Genomic DNA, 21,184 nt, shown 5'->3' with positions numbered 1-21,184 from the left:
CGGGCGGCCGGTCACCCGCAGGCACACGAGGAACTGCGCGGACAGTTGGCGCAGTTCACTGCCGGAGTTCTTGGTGGCAGCGCGTGAACCGGTTGTCCGCATCAGGCCGCCTCTGGTGGGCCTGCAGGGCGACGCTCGCCAGGGTCAGGAGCAGGTCGATGTCCGCGTCGCATTGCAGGTGGATGGTCACCCAGGGCGAGTCGGGCACCAGCCGGATGGCGGTCGAGTTCTTCAGTTCGTCCTGGAAGCGACGGATCGTCCTGACCGTGAGGTGCAGATCGACGCTCCGGTCCGAGTGGAAGTGCACAATCTCGACGCCGGCCGAGCGCAGCGCCCGACCTGTGCCGCAGCTGGGCGGGGCCTCCGAGAGGTCCGGCCAGCTCGTCAGTTGTGTCATGGCACGTGAGGCCGTGGTCATGGCTCCATCATCGGGCGCTCATGGCCAGTCCACTAAGGCGTGAGCAAGCCTTAACCGGTCCGTAGCACCTGGCAGCAGGACAGCCGCTGGCATACCCGCCCAGCGCCCTCAGAGCCCGGTCGCACGTAGCGTCTCGCAGTCGCACGCCGGCCGGTCGGACGGTCCCCCGCGCCATCCGACCGGCCACCGGTTGTACAGCGGGGACGCTATCGTCCGGCCGTCGGTTCGGTCTTGGACGAATTTGCACTCGCCGCGAGAGCCAGCGCCCCTTCCACCCGGCGAGAGGCCACCATCTGTCCGGGCGTGGTGCCTGCGATGGCCCGGAACTCGCGGTTGAGGTGCGACTGGTCGTAGAAGCCGCAGGCCGTCGAGAGGTCGGTCAGGCTCACGGCCCCGCGACCGAGCAACGCCACAGCGTGGCGAAAGCGCAGCACCCGCGCGGACGCCTTGGGTGTCAGCCCGATCTGCTGGGTGAACCGCCGGATCAAGTACCCCTGGCTCCACCCCACTTCGGCGGCGATACGGGCGATCGGGACGGCGCCCGCGCTGCCGGAGAGCAGTTGCCAGGCGTGGCCGACCTCGGGCGCGGGTTCCGGGCCGTACCCGAGCCGGGCGAGCAACGCCGCGTCCAGCAGATCGAATCTGGCCGCCCAGTCCGGGGTCGACGCCAACCGCTCCACCAGCGTCCTGGCTTCGGGACCCAGAACGTCCCGGATCTCGATGGCCAGGTTCGTCAACTCGCTCATCGGCATGCCGAACAGCCGGTAGGCGCCCAGCGGCGTGAACTCGACCCGGATCGCCTCCTGGCCGCCGGGATGCACGCAGATCGCGGGCCGGTCCTCCAGCCCCACCACCAGCGAGCCGATCTTCCCGCTGCCCCCGCCCCGTACGCCCAACCGCCGCACCTGGGAAAAGGGCTCCGCGAGGCTGATCAGCAGGGTCGCGCACCCGGTCGGCACCAGCCGCGCCTCATACGGCGTGGTCACCGCTTCCCAGTAGCCGACATAGCTGCGCAGAAACGGCCGCAACCCCGGATGCCAGGGGCGCGTGACCCGCCACAGACCCCCCAGCCGCGCGACCTCGACCGCACCCGCACCCGCCGTGCCGCCCCGAACACCATGAACCACCAAGAGGCTCACCCCTCGTCGGCTGCCCGGTGCGACAGCCGGTCATTCCGCTTGCTGCACAGTATCCACGTCGCCGCACCCGGCTCGTGGGCGAACGCGGTGGAGTTGAGATGCGGATGGGTGCAGATCCGATGAGGGGGTTGCGCCCGAAGGGCAACGGGGGTCGGATCCGTGCCCTACCCCGCCCGATCCTCGGCAGCCGTCTCGTCGACGCGTTCGGCCACCCAGGCCAGGAATGCCTGTACATCGGTGGTGGGCAGTGCGGTCGCCGCAGCGCGTGGGCGTTCGTAGCTGCGCAGTGCGGCCGTCAGGAGGGGGCGGAAGCGTTCCTCGGACGCGGCGATCGCCTGCGCCGCCCGGCGTTTGGCCTGCCAGCGGCCCGTACGGCAGAAGTGCACCGAGCGGCAGCCGTTGAGGACCCGGTTGTCCGCGAGATGTCCCTCGCCTCCGCTGTGCTCACGGACCGAGGCACGGAGCGCCGTGAGCAGGTCGGCTCGGGCCGGTTCGGCGATCACCGCCCGCGCCGGGCTGCCGTACAGCGCTCGTCCGGCCTGATGAGCGACGGAGCGGTCGATGACGTACCAGAAGGCCGGGGAGTCCGTCGGGTCGAAGCTGACCCGGTCGGGCAGCAGGGGTCCGGTGTTGAGGTCCAGCAGGTAGCCCGCCTCGCCGGACGGCCGGGCCGCGAAGTCCTTGTCGTAGACCACCAGTTCCAGTCCCGCCGCCGGGCAGGGCAGGGCGGGATGCGCGAGTGCGGCGGCCAGGTCGGACAGCGCTCGCCCGGGGAGGGGCGCGTCCACGACCACCGTCACGTCGGTGTCGCTGCGCCCGTGCCGGTAGTCGCCGAGCGCGACGGAACCGACCGCGATGACGCTCACCAGACGGGATCCGCACACGGCCTGCGTGCGGTGGACGACCTCCTGGAGGTAGGGGCGGAGTTCGGCGGGGACGGAGCGCGGGTCCGCGAGGGTCCGGGTCATACGGTCAGTGTCCGTCGAGACGGGAACGAGGCGGGAAATCGACGCATGCCCGAGAACCTCCGGACCTGGTGACGTGTCGTGGCTCCCGGGGCATCCGAGATCACGCCAATATCGGCTTGTGCGGCCTTGCCGGGGGCGGGCACTCCGCCACCCCCGCGCGCTGCCGCCGGCCTCCCGGTGTCGTGCGCGGATGCAACCCAGACCCTCACTTCACAGACTCAACACATGGTCATCACATCAGAGACACATTCGGCCGTTTCGCCGTCGGTGCGCGCATCGAGGGGCAGACGACGTGTGCGCCGGATGCCTAGCCTCCCGGGCCATGCGATCAACACGTATGAGACGCGTGGGTCTCACCGCCGTCCTCGGTCTCCTGCTCACCGTGTTCGGGCTGGCCCCCGGCGCGAGCGCGGCGGACCCCGCACCGGCCGGCCTGACGTTCACCACCGATGCCGCCACCGCGACACCCGGCGGCTCGGTGCAACTCTCGATGACGATGACCAACAACAAGACGTACGACGTCCTGTTCGTCTACCAGACGATCGAGCCCACCTGGCTCACCACCCAGCGCCCCGACCTGAAGTACAGCTTCACGGGCTGCACCCTCGCCACCGCCGCCGGCAGCACGCCCTGCTCCGGTACCGGCCCCAACAACCTCGGCCCGAACTACGGCGCCACCATCCCGCCCGGGCAGAGCCGCACCGTGACGCTCACCCTCCAGGTCGCCGCCGATTCGGGCTGCAACGGCAACATCGGCTTCTACTCGTACTACTACGCCGAGTTCAGCGACGCGACGAACACCAGCGGCGGCCCGGTCTTCACGCCGGAGACGCGGGTGGTCTGCGCCTGACGTCCGACCGTCGGACCGGCCGGCCTCCGACCGGTGGTCCGGCCAGGTCCGCGAAGCCCCGCGCAGGTACTTCTCCTGCGCGGGGCCAGACGTCGGGCGGCTCAGGCGAGTTCGACCAGAAGGTCGCCGCCCTCGACCTGCTGGACGCGGTTGATGGCCAGTCGCGCCACCGTGCCGGACCTCGCGGCCGTGATGGACGCCTCCATCTTCATCGCCTCGATGGTGGCCACCGTGGCACCGGCCGCTACCTCCTCCCCCTCGGCGACCGTGAGGGTGACCACGCCGGCGAACGGCGCCGCGACATGCCCGGGGTTGGCCCGGTCGGCCTTCTCCGTCACCGGGACGTCGGAGGCCGCCGCCCGGTCGCGGACCTGGATCGGCCGCAGCTGGCCGTTCAGGGTGGACATCACGGTGCGCATGCCCCGCTCGTCCGCGTCGCCGACGGCCTGCAACTCGATCAGCAGCCGCACACCGCGTTCGAGGTCGACGGAGTACTCCTTGCCGGGGCGCAGACCGTAGAAGAAGTCCTTGCTGTCCAGCACGCTGGTGTCGCCGTAGGTGTCACGGTGCGTGTCGAACTCGCGCGTCGGGCCCGGGAACAGCAGCCGGTTGAGCGTGGCGCACCGGTCCTTCGCGAGCCCTTCGCGGTCGTCGGCGGTGAGCTCCTGCAGCGGCTTGGCCTCGGCGCGGCCCCGCAGCGCCTTGCTGCGGAACGGCTCGGGCCAGCCGCCGGGCGGGGTGCCCAGCTCGCCGCGCAGGAAGCCGATGACGGAGTCGGGGATGTCGAACCGGTCCGGGTCGGTCTCGAAGTCCGCCGGGGACACGCCGGCGCCCACCAGGTGCAGGGCCAGGTCGCCGACCACCTTCGACGAAGGGGTGACCTTCACCAGGCGGCCGAGCATCCGGTCGGCGGCTTCGTACATCGCCTCGATGTCCTCGAAACGGTCGCCCAGTCCCAGCGCGACCGCCTGGGTGCGCAGGTTGGAGAGCTGCCCGCCGGGGATCTCGTGGTGGTAGACGCGGCCGGTCGGTGAGGCGAGACCCGCCTCGAAGGGGGCGTAGACCTTGCGGACGCTCTCCCAGTACGGCTCCAGGTCGCCGACTGCCTGGAGGTCCAGGCCGGTGGGCCGCTCGGAGTGGTCGGTCGCGGCCACGATCGCCGACAGCGACGGCTGCGAGGTGGTGCCCGCCATGGACGCCACCGCGCCGTCGACCGCGTCCGCGCCCGCCTGGATCGCGGCGAGGTAGGTGGCGAGCTGGCCGCCCGCGGTGTCGTGGGTGTGGATGTGCACCGGCAGGTCGAACTCCCGGCGCAGGGCCGACACCAGCTTCGCCGCGGCCGGTGCCCGCAGCAGCCCGGCCATGTCCTTGACGGCCAGGACGTGGGCGCCCGCGGCCACGATCCGCTCGGCCAGGCGCAGGTAGTAGTCCAGGGTGTACAGGCGCTCCGCCGGGTTCGACAGGTCGGAGGTGTAGCACAGGGCCACCTCCGCGACGGCCGTGCCGGTCTCCCGTACGGCCTGGATGGCCGGCCGCATCTGGTCGACGTCGTTGAGGGCGTCGAAGATGCGGAAGATGTCGATGCCGGTGGCCGCCGCCTCCTGCACGAACGCGTCGGTCACCTCGGTGGGATACGGCGTGTAACCCACGGTGTTGCGGCCGCGCAGCAGCATCTGGAGGCAGATGTTCGGCGCGGCCTCCCGCAGGGCCGCCAGGCGCTCCCACGGGTCCTCGGCGAGGAAGCGCAGGGCGACGTCGTAGGTCGCGCCGCCCCAGCACTCCAGGGACAGCAGCTGGGGCAGGGTGCGGGCCACCACCGGGGCGACGGCGAGCATGTCCTTGGTGCGCACGCGGGTGGCGAGCAGCGACTGGTGGGCGTCGCGGAACGTGGTGTCGGTGACGCCGATGGTCGGCGACGCGCGCAGCCAGCTCGCGAAGCCCTCCGGGCCCAGTTCGGCCAGCCGCTGCCGGGACCCGGCCGGCGGCTCACCGGCCGGCAGCGCGGGCAGCTTGGTCAACGGGTCGATCAGATCGGGCCGTTCGCCGTGCGGCTTGTTGACCGTGACGTCGGCGAGGTAGGTGAGCAGCTTCGTGCCGCGGTCGGCGGAGTGGCGGGCGGTGAGCAGGTGCGGGCGCTGCTCGATGAACGACGTGGTGACCTTGCCGGCCCGGAAGTCGGGGTCGTCCAGCACCGCTTGCAGGAACGGGATGTTGGTGGCCACACCCCGGATGCGGAACTCGGCCACGGCGCGCCGGGCGCGGCCCACCGCGGCGGTGAAGTCCCGGCCACGGCAGGTGAGTTTCACCAGCATGGAGTCGAAGTGGGCGCTGATGTCCGTACCGGCGTGGGTGGTTCCGCCGTCGAGGCGGATGCCCGAGCCGCCGGGCGAGCGGTAGGCGCTGATGCGGCCGGTGTCCGGGCGGAAGCCGTTGGCCGGGTCCTCGGTGGTGATACGGCACTGGAGCGCGGCGCCGCGCAGGGTGACGGTCTCTTGGGCGAGGCCGAGGTCGGCGAGCGACTCGCCGGCGGCGATGCGCAGTTGCGACTGCACCAGGTCGACGTCGGTGACCTCCTCGGTGACCGTGTGCTCGACCTGGATGCGCGGGTTCATCTCGATGAAGACGTGGTTGCCGTCGCGGTCCAGCAGGAACTCCACGGTGCCGGCGTTGCGGTAGCCGATCTGCCGGGCGAACCGCACGGCGTCGGCGCAGATGCGGTCGCGCAGCTCCGGGTCGAGGTTCGGTGCGGGGGCGAGTTCGATGACCTTCTGGTGGCGGCGCTGCACCGAACAGTCCCGCTCGAACAGGTGGATGACGTTGCCCTGCCCGTCGGCGAGGATCTGCACCTCGATGTGGCGGGGCTCGACGACCGCCTTCTCCAGGAAGACCGTGGGGTCACCGAACGCGGACGCCGCCTCCCGCGATGCCGCCTCGATGGACTCGCGCAGCTGGGCGCGGTCCTCGACACGGCGCATGCCGCGCCCGCCGCCGCCCGCGACCGCCTTGACGAACACGGGAAAGCCGACGTCCTCGGCGGCACGGACGAGCTCGTCCACGTCGTTGGACGGCTCCGAGGAACCCAGCACCGGCACGCCGGCCGCGCGGGCCGCCGCCACCGCGCGCGCCTTGTTCCCGGTCAGCTCCAGGATCTCCGCGCTCGGTCCGACGAACGTGATGCCCGCCTCTTCGCAGGCCCGGGCCAGATCGGGGTTCTCGGACAGGAATCCGTACCCCGGGTAGACGGCGTCGGCTCCCGCCCGGCGTGCCGCGCGGACGATCTCCTCCACGGAGAGATAAGCCCGCACCGGGTGCCCCGGCTGACCGATCTCATAGGCCTCGTCGGCCTTGAGCCGGTGCAGGGAGTTGCGGTCCTCGTGCGGGAAGACGGCGACGGTGCGCGCGCCCAGCTCGTAGCCTGCGCGGAACGCCCGAATCGCGATCTCGCCGCGGTTGGCGACCAGCACCTTGCGGAACATTCTGGATCCCTTCAGCCTGCCGGTGACGGAGAGCCTGTGTCATGTCTCCGGCCGGGCGCGCGACGCCTGGCACGCACGCTCCCCCACGCTCGAACAACCTCGCGCGGGGGACCCCCATGACGCCGCGCGCTGATCCGGCCGGAGACATCACACAGGCTCTGCGCACCCATGGTGTCGGCGGTGCCCCGCTCACGCCATGTGAGCCGGGCCACTTATCGATGATCGATCAACGGCCCTCGCGCGGCCGGACGGGCCTAGGCTGTCCTTGAGCCTTTTGTGGTCAAGGGCGGTGTGAGCGAGGTGCCCCTATGACCAGCGCGAGTCACCGCGGTGCGGATGCCCACGACGCGATCGGCGAAACGCCGGATCGGCGCCCGTCCGCGGCGGGCCATGCGGGGGTGTTCCAGGACCTGCTCCCGCTCGCGCTCTGGGTGGTCGATGCCGATGGGCGCCTGGTGCAGTGGTCGCTCGCGGCGCAGGACCTGCTCGGTCACACGCCGGAGGAGATGGTGGGTCAGGACGCCAGGCGTGTACTCGTACCCGAGGAGAACCGGGAGCTGGCCGACCGGCTGGGCCGGACGGTGCGGACGGGTGCGGCAGTGGTCGCACGGCTGCCGGTCCGGCATCGCGACGGGTCCGTGGTCGACATGGAGATGTGGCACTGTCCGTTCGCGGATGCGCGGGGACGTCCAGGTGTGCTGGCGATCGCGGCCGAGACCTCCGCCGTGGAGCGGATGCGGGATGCGCTGGCCGCGCTGGAGGGGCTGTTCACCCAGTCCCCGATCGGCCTGGCCATGCTCGGCCCCGACCTGCGTTTCCTCCGGGTCAACGAGGCTCTGTCCCGGATCGACGGTGTCCCGGTGGCCGAGCACGTCGGCAGACGCGTGACCGAGGTCGCCCCTGGCGCGGGCGCGCTGGAGACGGTGATGCGCCAGGTCCTCGACCGAGGTGAGGCGGTGGTCGACTTCCGCTACACGTCCGGCACGTCGGACCCGCAACGGATGCGGACGTGGTCCTGCTCCTACGCCCCCTTGCTCGGCGGGGCCGGCCAACGGGTGGGTGTGATCGCCTCGCTGATCGACGTCACGGAGGGGCAGCGGGCCCACCTGGAGGCGGAACGGGCACGGCAGCGCCTCGCGCTGCTGGTGGAGGCGGGTACGCAGATGGGTTCCACCCTGGACCTGACGCAGACGGCGCAGGAGGTGGTCCGCGTCCTGGTGCCCCGGCTCGCGGACTCCGCCGACGTTCAGTTGCTGGAGGAGGCGATGGCCCCGGACGAGACCGCCGCGTCGGCGCACGGTGTGGTCCGGCGTGTCGCGGCGACCTTCACGGATCCGGCCGCGCCTGCCGACTACCTCGCGGTCGGCATGACCCTTCAGCTCCCTCCCGGCTCGATGTACGAGCGGCTCATCAGTGCCGGGCGTCCCATGAACCTCTACCTGAACGACATCGGCCCGCTGGTCACCACCCCCGGCGCCGACTGGCTTCGCGAGTACCTGCGCGCCCGCGTGGGCTCGGCGCGCCTGATCCCGTTGGTGGCGCGGGGCACGGTGCTCGGCGCGGTCGCGGTGACCCGGACCCGGGACCGAGAGCCGTTCGACGACCAGGACACGCTGCTGATCGACGAGTTGGTCGCCCGAGCGGCGCTGAACATCGACAACGCGCGCATGTACAGCCGGGAACGCGACGCGGCGCTCACCCTCCAGCGCAGCCTGATGAACCCCTCGCTGCCCACGGTCAGGGGGCTGGAACTCACCGGGCGCTATCTGCCGGCCGGTGATCACGAGGTCGGAGGCGACTGGTTCGACGCCATCGCCCTGTCGGGCGGCCGGACCGCGCTGGTGATCGGGGACGTGATGGGGCACGGCATCCACGCGGCGGCGGTCATGGGACAGCTGCGCACCGCCGTACGGACCCTGGCACGCCGGGACACTCCGCCCGACGAGGTGCTGCGCGCCCTGGACGCCGCCGTGGCGGACCTCGGCGACAACGAGATGGCCACCTGCCTGTACGCCGTCCACGACCCGGGCACCGGTCACTGTCTGATCGTCAGGGCGGGCCACCCGCCCCCTTTGGTCGCCGACGGGCGGGGAACGGTCGCCTTCCTGGACGGATCCGCGGGCCCGCCCCTGGGCGTGGGCAGGCAGGACTGCCAGGTCCAGCGGGTGCCCCTGCCGCCGCACAGTCTCCTGGTGATCTACACCGACGGTCTGATCGAGACCCGCGGCAAGGATCTCGACCAGGGCATGCGCCGGCTGGCGCAGGCGCTACGGCATCCCGGGCATCCGCTGGAACAGGTCTGCGACGACCTCCTGGCCCACGTCATGCCCGAGGCGGCGGACGACGACGTGGCGGTGCTCCTCGCCCGGGCACACGATGCCCGTACAACCGATACTGGGGGTGAGCCGCAGCAAACCAGGCACTCGGATCGGTAGGAGCGCCCCGGGGCGCCGTTCTGCGGGCCCCGCCAACGGCGCGAGATGGGTGGGCGATGCACAACACATCCCCGAAGACGCTCAGTGAAAGCCCGGAGGACCCGTTTTCGATCCACCAGTCCGCGTCCGCCGTTCTGGACCGCCGCGGAAGGATCGTCGCTTGGAGCGAACAGGCCACCACGCTCCTCGGGCACCGGCCCGACGAGGTGCTGGGCCGGCCGGTACGGGAAGTCCTGGTCGAGAGCGGGGACGAGGCCCTGATCGCCGAAGCGACCACGGCGTGCCTGCGGGAGCGCGGCTGGTTCGGGTTGCTGCCGGTCCGCAACCGCGCGGGTGACCGCGTGTACGTGGGGTTCAGGGCCCGGAGAGTGCAACGTGTGGACTCCACCGTCGAGTGGCTCCTCGTCGGCGCGCTCGCCGAGGACATCACCCAGTGGGAGATCGACCGGTCCGTGCTGGACGGCTTCTTCCGCCGGTCCCCAGTGGGAGTCGCGGTGCTCGGCCCGGACCTGCGCATCCTGCGGGTGAACCGGGCCATCGCGCGGTTCGGCGGGCTGTCGGCCGAGGCGTACCGCGGGCTTCGCACCTCCGACTTCCTGCTCGGCCCGGACTCGGAACTGATCGAGCGACGGCTCCGGGGGGTTCTGGAGACGGGCCAGCCCTTGATCTTCGCCGAGCAGACCTGCCGATTGCTGCGGGACTCCCAGAAGGAACTGATCGTCTCCGTGTCCGCCTTCCGGATGCAGGACCCCTCCGGCAGGGTGCTGGGCGTCACCGAGATCGTCGAGGACGTCACCGACCGCCATCGGGCCCGTCAGCGACTCCAACTGATCAACGAGGCCGGCGCCAGGATCGGCAGCACCCTGGACGTGGCCAGGACGGCGCGCGAACTGGCCGAGGCGGCGGTTCCCGCGCTGGCCGACGCGCTCTCGGTGGATCTGCTGGAACCCGTGCCCCGCGGGGAGGAACCGGCCCCCGACGCCATGGGCCCGCTGCGCAGGATGGCGGCGCACAGCATCCAGCCCGAGGCTCGGCAGGTGATGTATCCCGTCGGCCATCTGTTCTCCTTCCCCGAGGACACGGCGCCGTCACGTTGCCTGGCCGAACGGCGTCCGGTCCTCGAGCCCCTCCTGGAGGGCAATCGCGGATGGTTCACCGCCGAGCCGGAACGGACCGCGAAGGCACTCGCGATGGGTGTCCACTCCCTGATGGTGGTGCCGCTGGCCGCCCGCGGTACCGTCCTCGGCCTGGTGTGCCTGTGGCGCTCGCAGCGGCCGGAGCCGTTCGAGGAGGACGACCTGACCCTGGCGGAGGAGTTCGCCGCCAGAGCCGCGGTCTGCATCGACAACGCCCGCCGCTACACCCAGCAGCACAACGCCGCCGAGGCCCTCCAGCGCAGCCTGCTGCCCAGTGAGGTGCCCGAGCACCCGGCGGTCGAGACAGCGCACCGCTACCTGCCCGCACACGCCTCCGCCGGGGTCGGCGGCGACTGGTTCGACGTGATCCCCCTGTCCGGACTGCGCGTCGCCCTGGTCGTAGGCGATGTCGTAGGCCATGGCATGCACGCCTCGGCGACCATGGGCCGGCTGCGCGCCGCCGTACACACCCTGGCGCACCTCGACCTGGCGCCGGACGAGGTCCTCGCGCGGCTCGACGACCTGGTGGACCATCTGGACACCGAACAGCGGGCAGCCGACCGGAGCACGCCCCGGATCGTGGGCGCGACCTGCCTGTACGCGGTCTACGATCCGGTCTCCCGGCACTGCGCCATGGCCCGCGCCGGGCACCCGCCGCCCACCGTGCTGGGCCCTGACGGCGGGACGCGCCCGATCGACCTCCCCGCCGGACCACCGCTCGGCCTGGGCGGCCTGCCGTTCGAGACGGCCGAGATCGAACTGGCCGAGGGCAGCCTGATCGCCCTTTACAGCGACGGCCTCCTCCTGGCCGACCACCGCGACATCGACCAGGGACTGGCCCAGCTGCGTTCCGTGCTGGCCGGTCCGTTCCACTCACTGGAGGACACCTGCAAGGCGGTGGAGGACTCGATGCTGCCCGACCGGGCCGCCGACGACGTCACGCTGCTGCTGGCCCGGACCCGGGTGCTGGCGGCGCAGAACGTGGCCACCTGGAAGCTGTCGGCCGAGCCCACCGCGGCGGGCCGGGCCCGGACGCTGGTGAGGGACCGGCTGGCCGAGTGGGGGCTGGAGGAGTTCGCCTTCACCACCGAGCTGATCGTGAGCGAACTGATCACGAACGCCTACCGGTACGCCGGTGGCCCGGTACAGCTGAGGCTGATCCGGGACGGCCATCTCATCTGCGAGGTCTCCGACACCAGCAGCACCTCCCCCCATCTGCGCCAGGCCCGCGGCACCGACGAGGGAGGACGTGGCCTGTTCCTGGTGGCCCAGCTGTCCGAACGGTGGGGCACGCGCTACGGCCGCAACCGAAAGACCATCTGGGCCGAGCAGTCACTGACGGCACCTCAGGAGGACTCGGGCGCCTGACCCTTGTCGAAGTCCCCGCCCGGACATCCGTATGCCCGCTACCGGCGGCTGCGCACGAGGAGATCGAGGAAGTACGGCGTGCCGATCACCGCCGTCATCAGACCGGCGCCGAGTTGGGCCGGTGCGATCACGGTACGGCCCAGCAGGTCGGCAGTGCAGACCAGCGCGGCGCCCAGGAGTACGGCGACCGGGACCACGCGGACGTGCCGTCGGCCCACCAGCGCCCGGGCCGCGTGCGGGGCGACGAGGCCCACGAAGCCGATCGTGCCCGCCGCGGCCACGGCGGTGGCGCTCAGCAGGACGCTGAGGACGAGGAAGCCGAACCGCCCCCGCGCCAGGCCGAGGCCGAGGAGCCTCGGGGTGTCCTCGTCGAGCGACACGAGGTCCAGTTCGGTGCGTCGTAGGACGGCGACGGCCAGCCCCAGGACGAGGACGGCCGCGAGCGGGGCGACGTCGGGCATGGTCCGTCCGTAGGTGGAGCCGGACAGCCAGGTGAGGGCCTTGGTCGCGTTGAAGGGGTCGGTGAGGACGATGAGCAGGCTGATCAGGGCCGTGGATCCGGTGGCGACTCCGATGCCGACCAGGACGAGCCGGTTCTGTTGGAACCCGCCGCGCGCGGCGAGTCCGAAGACGATGACCGAACTGATCGCGGCGCCCAGGAAGGCCGCGCCCGCCATGCCCCACGAGCCGGCCAGGGGCACGCTCGTCACCAGGAGGACCGCACCGAGCGCGGCCCCGCCGGAGACGCCGAGGACGCCGGGCTCCGCGAGCGGATTGCGGGTCACCGCCTGGACGAGCGTTCCCGCCAGGGCGAGCGCCGCGCCCGCGAGGAGCGCCGCGAGGACCCGGGGCACCCGTGTGTCGAGGACGAAGGAGACGGTCCGACCGGCGTTGCCCTGCGCCCAGTTCACGACGTCGCCCAGCAGCAGCTTGCTGTCGCCGAGCAGCACGGCTGCGATCGTCACGCCGACGACCACCGTGACCAGGACGGCGGTGGTGGTGAGGAACACGGCACGGCTTCTGATGCGCAGCCGATCGGGTGCGGTGGCCGCGGCCGTGTCCTTCAGCCGCGTGGCCATGACGACCAGGAACACCGCGCCCACGAGGCTGGTGACGACACCCGTGGGCACGGCGACCGCCAGGTCGGCCGGTACGAGGGCGCGCAGCAGCACGTCCGAGCCGAGCACCAGCGCGGCGCCGGTCAGCGCCGCGATCGGAAGCCGCGTCCGCGACCGGGTGAAGGCGCGGAACCTGCGGGCGAGGGAGCGGACGAGGGCGGGGGCGCACAGGCCGACGAAGCCGATCGGTCCGGCGAGGGTGACGGCCACCGCGGACAGCAGTGAGGCGAGGACGACCGCCGTGACCCGGGTGGCACGGACCGGCACGCCGAGGCCACGAGCGGCGTCGTCGCCGAGGGCCAGGGCGTCGATCCGGCGGGCGACCAGCAGCAGTCCGAGCAGCCCGGCGAGGCAGATGGGCGCCATCTGGACCACGCCGTCGAAGCCGCTCTGCGCGATGCTGCCCTGGTTCCACCGGTAGAGGCCTTCGGTCTCCTGGGGGAAGAGCAGGAGCAGCCCTTCGGTGACGGCGGTGAGTCCGAGGGCGAGGGCGGTGCCGGCGAGCACGAGCCGGACGGTGCCCGCGCCGAGGCCCGACAGTCCGAGGACGACGGCCGCCGAAGCGAGGCTTCCGACGAACGCGACGCCGGAGGAGGCGAGCAGGGGCAGCGAGACGCCGGTGACGGCGACCAGCCCGAGCGCCAGGTAGGAACCCGCGTTCACCGCGAGGGTGTCGGGCGAGGCGAGCACGTTGCGGCTGACCGCCTGGAGGACGGTGCCGGCCATGCCGAGCACGGCCCCGACGAGGAGTCCGGCGGTTGCCCTCGGCAGCCGGGAGGCGATGACGACGGACGCGTCGGAGGCGTCGGCCCGGCCGGTGAACGCCTTCCACACCTCACCGGCGCCGACGGCGGCGGTGCCCTGCGTGATGTCGACGACCGCGAGGGCCGCGACCAGCAGGACCAGAAGGGCCGTCACCACGGCCGCGCCCGCCCGGGACGTGGTCTCCGCCGGCGTACGGGTGACGGGGGGTGTCGCGGTGACGGCCATGGCGCTACTTCGTCAGCTCGGCGACGACGGCGTCGATGTACGCCTCCATCGACTGGGGACCGCCGAACATCCAGATGCCGTCGGGCAGTCGGTGGACGTTGCCCTTCTCCACGAACGGCAGGGAGGCCCACACCTTGTCCTTGGACAGGGCGCCGTTCGCGGTGAACGGTGTGCTGCTCTTGTCACCGTCGTTGGCGATGTAGGCGAACCGCACGTCGTCGCCCAGCTTGGTGAGGCCTTCGACGTCGGTGGTGCCGAGCCCGTAGTCCTTGTCGCCCTTGACGGTCCAGGCGTTCTTCAAACCGAGCTTCTCGTTGACCGCGCCGATGAGGGAGCCGCTGGTGAACGGCCGGATCGATCCCTGGTTGGAGATGTCGTAGCCGTCGGCGAAGGCGTACGGCGCACCGCCGAGCTTGGCATCCGCGAGGGCCTTCTTGCCCTCGGTGACCTTCGCGTCGAAGTCCTTCTTGAGCTTGTCGGCCTGCTCGGTGATGCCGGTGGCCCGGGCGATCAGGTCGAGGTTCTCCGTCATCTGCCCGATCGGGTCGGCGGCGTTGGCGGAGCGCACCTCCAGGACCGGGGCGACCTTGCGCAGCTGCTTCACGGCGGCCGGGGGCAGGTCGGTGCTGGCGACGATGAGGTCCGGGGACAGGGCGGCGATGGTGTCCATGCTGGGCTCGCCGCGGGTGCCGATGTCCTTGGGCTCGTTCTTCAGGGGGACCGCCTGGTCCCAGGTCTTGTAGCCCTTGACGTCCGCGACGCCGACCGGTTCGACGCCCAGCGATACCAGGAGCTCGACCTCGTGCCACTCGGTGCCGACGACCTTCTTGGCCGGCCCGTCGAGTTCGACCTTCGCGCCGGAGGCGTCGGTGAGGGTGATGGCCTCGTTCGTCTTCTTCGCGTCGTCGCTGTCGGCGGCGGGCTCGGTCGTACCGCAGGCGGTCAGGGCGAGCGCCGCGGCGGTGGCGACCGCCGCAGTCATCATCAGGCGTCTCATGAGGGTGTGCTGAGCCTTTCGGTTCACGAGTGATGGCGGCCGATCGCGCGGGTGCGCAGATGGCCCGTGAGCGGGTCGGTGCCGACTTCGATGCGGATGCCGTAGATGTCGGTGAGCCGCTGGGCGGTCAGTACGTCTTCGGGGACGCCGTCAGCGACGACGCGCCCCTCCTGCAGCAGCACGATCCGGTCGGCGAGGGCCGCGGCCTGGTCGAGGTCGTGCAGGACGGCGCCGACGGCGATCCCGTGGTCGTCGGCCAAGTCGCGGATGAGGTCGAGGAGTTCGACCTGGTAGCGCAGGTCGAGGTAGGTCGTCGGCTCGTCGAGGAGCAGTACGCCGGTCTCCTGCGCGAGGCAGCCGGCGAGCCACACCCGCTGGAGCTGACCGCCGGACAGGTGCTCGGCGCCGCGCTCGGCGAGTTCCGCGACGCCGGTCATGGCGAGCGCGCGGTCCACCGCGGCCCGCCCGTCCGGGTCCGCCCTGCCCCAGCGGCCCCGGTACGGATAGCGGCCGAATTCGACGACGTCGCGCACGGTCAGCCCGCTGGGCGTGGGGCGACCCTGCGTCAGCAGCGCCACCCGGCGCGAGAACTCACGAGGAGTCAGCGCGAGGCCGTCGGTGTCGTCGATGACGAGTGTGGCGGTCCTGGGCCGTTGCAGCCGTGCGATCGTGCGCAGGAGTGTCGACTTCCCGCTGCCGTTCGGGCCCACCAGCACCGTCACTTCGCCCGGCCGCAACGCCAACGACGCCTCGTGTACGACGTCGACGCCTTCGTACGCCACGGTGACTCCCGTGGCCGACAGTTCATGACCGCGGGGATGCTCCGCCGCAGAGGTCTCTTCACCCGCACGCACGGGGCACAGGTTAGCCTAACCTAAGTGGAATCTGTGAAGGGAGTGGACGACCGAACGCAAGTGACACTTCGGCCAAGGTCGGCCCACGGCAGGAGGCCGACTTCCCTCGTAGGCTGAATCCCGCCCGCGAACGGACAGGAGACCGAGGTGTCCGAGACAACGCCGACCGAGACGACGGTCGCCGAGGTGATGGCCGAACTGGCCGAGCTCGAGGACCCGAAGGCACGCGAGGTGAACGAGAGACACGGTGACGATCACGGTGTGAACCTCGGCAAGCTGCGCGCGCTCGCGAAGCGGCTGAAGACGCAGCAGGAACTCGCGCGCCGGCTCTGGGAGACGGGTGACACCGCGGCCAGGCTGCTGGCGCTCCTGATCTGTCGCCCGAAGGCGTTCACGCGTGACGAGCTGGACGCCATGCTGCGCGAGGCGCGCACACCCAAGGTGCACGACTGGCTCGTGAACTACGTGGTGAAGAAGAACCCGCACTCCGAAGAGCTACGCCTGGCCTGGCTGGCCGACCCGGATCCGGTGGTCGCGAGCGCCGGCTGGGCGCTGACCACCGACCGCGTTGCGAAGAAGCCCGAGGACCTCGACCTGGCAGGACTGCTCGACGTCGTCGAGACGGAGATGAAGGACGCCCCGGATCGCCTGCAGTGGGCCATGAACCACTGTCTGGCTCAGATCGGGATCGAGCATGCCGAGCACCGCGGCCGCGCGATCGACATCGGCGAACGCCTGGAGGTGCTCAAGGACTACCCGACTTCACCTGGCTGCACATCCCCGTTCGCGCCCATCTGGATCACGGAGATGGTGCACCGACGGCAGGATTAGATGCCGGTGATGCAGATCAGACCTCTTGCGCATTTTGTCCGGATGACGACACCATACATTCGCCGAAACCCCAGACGGAGATCCCCGACGATCGGCTCCAGTCCCTATGTCCACCAAACCGCCCCCGGCCAAGGTCCACACGCCCACCGCCCTCCATCCCCTGGCCAACGCCGTTCTGACTACCGACCGCGATTGGCAGGTCACGTTTTTCAACAGACCCGCTGAACGCCTTTTGGGCCTGTCGGAAGAATGGCTCGGCCGCGTGCTGTGGGATGTGGTCCCCCACCTCCACACCACAGGCGTGAAGCTCGCATGCCAGCAGGCCACGACCGCCGGTAAGCCGACCGGCTTCAGCGTCGCCTGGCCCCTGGGCCGGCGCTTGCTCCGTATCCAGGTGTTTCCCGCCCCCACCGGCATGACTCTCTGTTTCAGTGACATCACCCGCCGACACCACAACGGGGAGAAAGCGCCGCAGAAAGCGCCGGAGGAAGCGCCGGCCGAGGACACGGTCGCCAAGTACGCCGACAGGATCGTCGAACTCACTCAGGCGCTGGCCATGGCGGTGACCGGACTGGACGTGGTGAGCGTCGTCGAGGATCACGCCCGGCACTTGTTCGGCGCCGACGGGGTCGGTTTCTGGTACCGCGACGGGGAGCAGTTGACGTCGTTCGGCAATTCCGGAAACCCAGTGGAATTCGTCAACTGGATGAAGGAGACCCCGCCGCCACCGTTCGATCGATGCCCGGCCGGAGAGGCACTGATCGAACGCGCCCCGTTCTTCATCTCCTCGCCCGCCGAGTACGTCGGCCGCTACCCGCACATGGCCCATATGCCGACCGCCAGCGGCAAGAAGGCCTGGGCGTTTCTTCCCCTGGTCACCTCCGGCGAGCCCATCGGCGTGTGCATCTTCTCCTACAGCCGGCCCCACACATTCAGCCCCGAGGAACGCAACCTGTTCACGGTCCTGTGCGGTCTCATAGCCCAGGCCCTGGCCCGAGCCCGTCTCTACGATGCCGAGCACCGCCGGTCCCATGAGCTGCAGCGCGGTCTCCTCCCCCGCGTCCTGCCGTCCCTCCCCGGCGTCACCACGACCGCCCGCTACCTTCCGGCCGGCGACGGAGCCGAAGTCGGTGGCGACTGGTACGACGTGATTGCGCTGCCGTCGGATCGCGTGGCCCTCGTCATCGGTGACGTCATGGGCCATGGTCTGCGCGAGGCCGCGATCATGGGCCAACTGCGCACCGCCGTACGCACCCTCGCCGATCTCGGGCAAGCGCCGGACGAACTCTTCTACCATCTCAACAGCCTGGTCGGAGATCTCGGCGACGACTATTACGCCACCTGTCTGTGCGCCATCTACGACCCGACCAGCCGCCTTTGCACCCTCACCACGGCCGGCCATCCCCCACCCGTCATCGTCCATCCCGACGGCTCCCGCTACTTCCCGGATCTGCCCGACAATCCGCCCCTGGGGACCGCGTCCTTTCCGTACGAGACGGCCACCCTCGAACTCCCCGAAGGCAGCCTGTTGGTGCTGTACACCGACGGCCTCATCCAGGATCCGACGCGCGACATCGACAAGGGAATGGCCGCGCTCTCCCGGCGCGTCGCAAGAACTCCAGAACCCGGCAGTGCCGATCTCGAAGCCCTGTGTGACAGCCTGCTGAGCGATTTCTCCGACACCGACACATCACGTTTCCGGGACGACGCCGCGCTGCTGATAGCACGCACCCGCGCGTCATCCCCACAGGACATCGCGTCCTGGCAATTGCCCGAAGATCCCAAGGCCGCCGGACAGGCCCGCAAACACGTCCGGGATCAACTCAGCGCGTGGGGACTGCAAGAACTGGTGATGACCACCGAACTCCTCGCCAGCGAACTGGTCGGAAATGTGATTCGCCATGCCAAGGGCCCGATCACCCTTCGTCTGCTGCGCAGCCGCACGCTGATCTGCGAGGTGACCGACCGCGGTCTCACCATGCCGCGCATTCGTCATGCGGCGGACACGGACGAGGGCGGCAGAGGCCTGCAGTTGGTCGCCGCTCTGGCCGACCGGTGGGGCGCGCGGTGCACCGACTCCGGCAAATGCATCTGGACCGAGCAATCCCTTGCGGCGGAGAATCCGGCAGCTTTGTGACGGCCGGTCAGGCAGACCGGGAATCCGTCGTCGTACTGCCCCTGACGAGCAACCGGTGCGGTGCCTTCGCGTCCGCCGGCGGCGATGCCGTGCCGGCGATGATCCCGACGAGTGTGCTGACGGCCGTCTCCGCGATGCGGGCCTTGTCGGGCGCGATGGTGGTGAGGGTCGGCGAGCTGTACTCGCCTTCCTGAATACCGTCGATGCCGATGACGGCGATGTCCTCGGGAACACGGACTCCGGCGCGCGCCAGCGCGTGCATCGCGCCGATGGCGAGGAGGTCGTTGTAGCAGAAGACGGCGTCCGGTGGCTCGGGCAGGGCGAGGAGCCGGGTCATGGCCTCGGCACCGAGGTGCCGGTGGAAGCGGGGCGTGGGGATGATGAGGCTCTCGTCGAGGGCCAGGCCCGCGCCCTCCAGGGCCTGGCGGTAGCCGATGGTGCGCAGTTGCGCGGTCTCGCCGGTGCTGTAGGGCTGGTCACCGATGGCGGCTATGCGCCGGCGGCCCAGGCCGATGAGGTGTTCGGTGGCCTCGCGGGCAGCCGCGACGTTGTCGATGGCCACGTGGTGGAAGCTGCCGTTGAAGATGTGCTCGCCGAGCAGGACGACCGGAACCCGGTTGGTGCGGCCGCGCAGTTCGTCCTCGGAGATGGCGAGCGGACTCAGCAGCAGTCCGTCGAACATGGTGGCGCGCGACTCACGGCCGAGTAGCTCCCGCTCCCGCGCCACGTCGCCGTCGGTCTGGTCGAGCATCACGACGTACCCATGGGCACGGGCCGCGGTGATGACCTCACGGGCCAGTTCGGCGAAGTAGGGGACGTCGAGTTCCGGCACGACCAGGGGGCCCGCCGCTGGTCCCCGGACTGCGCGTGGAGAGCGTCACCGTCGTGCGCGGCCCGTACGAGGTGCGGGTCCACCGGGTTTCCGGGGGACCGTACGGCGCTCGGGCCGAGCAGACCGGATGGGCGACCGGACCGGACGAGCCCCCGCTGTCGCGGCTGCATCCGCTGCTGGGCTGGACGGACCAGGATGCTGTCCGCGCACCTCAGGGCACCGCGTTCGCCCCCTGGGCATTGGCGCCACGACTGAGCGCGGACGCCACCGGCAACCGTGTGTTCGCGGCCGTCGCCACACTCACCGTCGAACCTCCCGCCGTCCCCGTATCCATGGCGGTCACCGAGGCCACCGTCGCGGACGGAGTGCTGCGTCTGCACTGGTACGACGACACCGTCACCCACGTGGCCTTCGCCCCCGACACGGGAGTGACGTGGTCCTGACCTGCTAGAGGTGCGGGTTGCGCAGCGGCACGACCCCGACGCAGCGGCCGTCGCGGTCCAGCAGTCGGCCCATGTGCTTGAGCGTGCGCAGCACCACCGAGCGGTCGGCGACCGTGAGATGCGGGATCCTGCCCGACAGGTGGGCCTCGAAGGTGTGCACGTCCCGCAGTTCGCGCAGCCACACGTCGAGCACCAGGTTGTAGGGACCGGCCGTGATGGCGCACGAGCGGACCTCGCGGACCCCGGCGAGCACCCTGGTGGTCTGCTCCACGTACTGGGCGGGCACCGAGGCGAAGTAGACGGCGGACAGCGGCCAGCCCGACAAGGGACGGGCCAGGTCGCAGCGCAGGTTGAGCCGTGCGGACACCAGCGACTGGACCCTGCGGCGCAGGGTCGTCTGGCTCGTGCCGGTCGCCGCCGCGAGGGCGCGCAGCGACATCCGGCCGTCCACGCTGAGCAGTTCCAGCAGCCGGGTGTCCAGGTCGTCCCAGTGGGCCTGCTCCGGCGACAGGGGCCGGGCCACCGGAGGAACCGAGGCCTCGATACGGGCGCTCTGCATGTCGTCCAGGCTGCGCAGCCGCCACCGGCTGCCCTCGGTCGGCACGCCGGTCGACACATGGGTCCGCGTGGCCCGCACACCCGGTGTGCGCTGGAACAACGACGTGGTGAGCCGGGCGAGTTCGTCCAGGCTGCGGGCCTGTACGGCGACCACGATGTCCCGGCCGCCCGCGGTGAGCTTGATGTTGGGGACGGCCGGGTCCTTGGCGAAGGCCCGGGCCACGTCCTCGGCGACGCCCGGCTCGGTGTCCACCTCGACGGTCGCGGTCACCACGATCCGCGGGTCGGACAGCCGGGGATAGGCGGTGACCCAGGCGAGGCCCGCCCGCGCCAGGCGGTGCCAGCGCCGGGCGGCGGTGACCGGGTTGATGCCGAGGACCTCGCCGACGAGTTTCCAGGGCGCGCGGGGATGGATCTGGAGGGCGTGGACGATGCTGCGGTCCAGCTCGTCGAGTTCCACGGCTTCCGGTTCCGGCACGGCGGCGGAATCCTGCACCGTGTCCGCCGGAGGACGTGCCCCCAGCGGCACTTCTCTGCATGCCTCGCGGGAATCCGGCGAGATTCCTGCATCGTCGCACCAGGTTCTCCTCCGCATTCCACACTCCTTTCCCTCGCTGCCGACAACTCAGGAGTG

At 70.9% G+C, this 21,184-nt stretch carries 15 protein-coding genes; 6 read left to right on the top strand and 9 right to left on the bottom strand.

Translation table 11 applies throughout. The features are described 5' to 3' along the window. Positions 1 to 55: 55 nt before the first annotated feature. From ACIA8X_RS31240 to ACIA8X_RS31230, 3 genes are all read right to left on the bottom strand, one after another. A complete protein-coding gene (locus ACIA8X_RS31240) occupies positions 56 to 418 on the bottom strand; it encodes a luciferase family protein (protein WP_393444204.1) in 363 nt (120 codons plus the stop codon). Between the two features lie 206 nt (positions 419 to 624). Further along, positions 625 to 1,545, bottom strand: coding sequence for a helix-turn-helix domain-containing protein (locus ACIA8X_RS31235; protein WP_399459691.1), 921 nt, complete (start codon positions 1,543 to 1,545; stop codon positions 625 to 627). 176 nt (positions 1,546 to 1,721) lie between these two features. After that, positions 1,722 to 2,525 carry an aminoglycoside adenylyltransferase domain-containing protein gene (locus ACIA8X_RS31230; protein ID WP_393444208.1) on the bottom strand — a complete coding sequence of 268 codons (804 nt, stop codon included), beginning with the start codon at positions 2,523 to 2,525 and terminating at the stop codon, positions 1,722 to 1,724. A gap of 337 nt (positions 2,526 to 2,862) precedes the next feature. On the opposite strand from ACIA8X_RS31230, the gene ACIA8X_RS31225 reads away from it, so the two are divergent. Beyond that, positions 2,863 to 3,375 (top strand): hypothetical protein, encoded by a 513-nt coding sequence (locus ACIA8X_RS31225; protein WP_399459690.1) that lies wholly within the window; start codon positions 2,863 to 2,865, stop codon positions 3,373 to 3,375. A 101-nt stretch (positions 3,376 to 3,476) separates the two neighbouring features. On the opposite strand, the gene ACIA8X_RS31220 is transcribed toward ACIA8X_RS31225, so the two are convergent. Beyond that, positions 3,477 to 6,851 (bottom strand): pyruvate carboxylase, encoded by a 3,375-nt coding sequence (locus ACIA8X_RS31220; protein WP_399459689.1) that lies wholly within the window; start codon positions 6,849 to 6,851, stop codon positions 3,477 to 3,479. A 308-nt stretch (positions 6,852 to 7,159) separates the two neighbouring features. Here ACIA8X_RS31220 and ACIA8X_RS31215 point away from each other — a divergent pair, with 308 nt between their 5' ends. Together ACIA8X_RS31215 and ACIA8X_RS31210 are read left to right on the top strand one after the other, a co-directional pair. Beyond that, positions 7,160 to 9,286, top strand: coding sequence for a SpoIIE family protein phosphatase (locus ACIA8X_RS31215; RefSeq protein WP_399459688.1), 2,127 nt, complete (start codon positions 7,160 to 7,162; stop codon positions 9,284 to 9,286). A gap of 56 nt (positions 9,287 to 9,342) precedes the next feature. Next, a complete protein-coding gene (locus ACIA8X_RS31210; protein WP_399459687.1) occupies positions 9,343 to 11,790 on the top strand; it encodes a SpoIIE family protein phosphatase in 2,448 nt (815 codons plus the stop codon). A 38-nt stretch (positions 11,791 to 11,828) separates the two neighbouring features. Here the strand turns inward: ACIA8X_RS31210 and ACIA8X_RS31205 are convergent, their stop codons facing one another. From ACIA8X_RS31205 to ACIA8X_RS31195, 3 genes are read right to left on the bottom strand one after another with little or no spacing between them, the layout of a single operon-like run. Next, complete coding sequence (locus ACIA8X_RS31205; RefSeq protein WP_393444218.1) at positions 11,829 to 13,898, bottom strand: iron ABC transporter permease; 2,070 nt, start codon at positions 13,896 to 13,898, stop codon at positions 11,829 to 11,831. Between the two features lie 4 nt (positions 13,899 to 13,902). Further along, positions 13,903 to 14,895 carry an iron-siderophore ABC transporter substrate-binding protein gene (locus ACIA8X_RS31200; RefSeq protein WP_399459686.1) on the bottom strand — a complete coding sequence of 331 codons (993 nt, stop codon included), beginning with the start codon at positions 14,893 to 14,895 and terminating at the stop codon, positions 13,903 to 13,905. A gap of 23 nt (positions 14,896 to 14,918) precedes the next feature. Beyond that, a complete protein-coding gene (locus tag ACIA8X_RS31195) occupies positions 14,919 to 15,749 on the bottom strand; it encodes an ABC transporter ATP-binding protein (RefSeq protein ID WP_399459685.1) in 831 nt (276 codons plus the stop codon). Positions 15,750 to 15,938: 189 nt separating this feature from the next. On the opposite strand from ACIA8X_RS31195, the gene ACIA8X_RS31190 reads away from it, so the two are divergent. Both ACIA8X_RS31190 and ACIA8X_RS31185 read left to right on the top strand, forming a co-directional pair. Next, the gene (locus tag ACIA8X_RS31190; RefSeq protein WP_399459727.1) at positions 15,939 to 16,580 is read left to right on the top strand and encodes a DNA alkylation repair protein; all 642 of its coding nucleotides are present in this window, start codon (positions 15,939 to 15,941) and stop codon (positions 16,578 to 16,580) included. Positions 16,581 to 16,686: 106 nt separating this feature from the next. Next, a complete protein-coding gene (locus tag ACIA8X_RS31185; protein WP_393444226.1) occupies positions 16,687 to 18,717 on the top strand; it encodes a SpoIIE family protein phosphatase in 2,031 nt (676 codons plus the stop codon). A gap of 7 nt (positions 18,718 to 18,724) precedes the next feature. Here the strand turns inward: ACIA8X_RS31185 and ACIA8X_RS31180 are convergent, their stop codons facing one another. Continuing rightward, positions 18,725 to 19,549, bottom strand: a complete 825-nt coding sequence (locus ACIA8X_RS31180) for a LacI family DNA-binding transcriptional regulator (RefSeq protein ID WP_399459683.1) — start codon at positions 19,547 to 19,549, stop codon at positions 18,725 to 18,727. A 35-nt stretch (positions 19,550 to 19,584) separates the two neighbouring features. Between ACIA8X_RS31180 and ACIA8X_RS31175 the strand changes: the two genes are divergently transcribed. After that, the gene (locus tag ACIA8X_RS31175) at positions 19,585 to 19,992 is read left to right on the top strand and encodes a hypothetical protein (protein WP_399459682.1); all 408 of its coding nucleotides are present in this window, start codon (positions 19,585 to 19,587) and stop codon (positions 19,990 to 19,992) included. Positions 19,993 to 19,996: 4 nt separating this feature from the next. On the opposite strand, the gene ACIA8X_RS31170 is transcribed toward ACIA8X_RS31175, so the two are convergent. Continuing rightward, positions 19,997 to 21,028, bottom strand: coding sequence for an Lrp/AsnC family transcriptional regulator (locus ACIA8X_RS31170; RefSeq protein WP_399459681.1), 1,032 nt, complete (start codon positions 21,026 to 21,028; stop codon positions 19,997 to 19,999). Positions 21,029 to 21,184 lie beyond the last annotated feature (156 nt).

The organism is Streptomyces sp. NPDC051738, assembly GCF_044453205.1.
Taxonomy (GTDB): Bacteria; Actinomycetota; Actinomycetes; order Streptomycetales; family Streptomycetaceae; genus Streptomyces.
The sequence above is the reverse complement of the archived record's forward strand: the minus strand, read 5'-3'. Positions and strand labels throughout refer to the sequence as shown.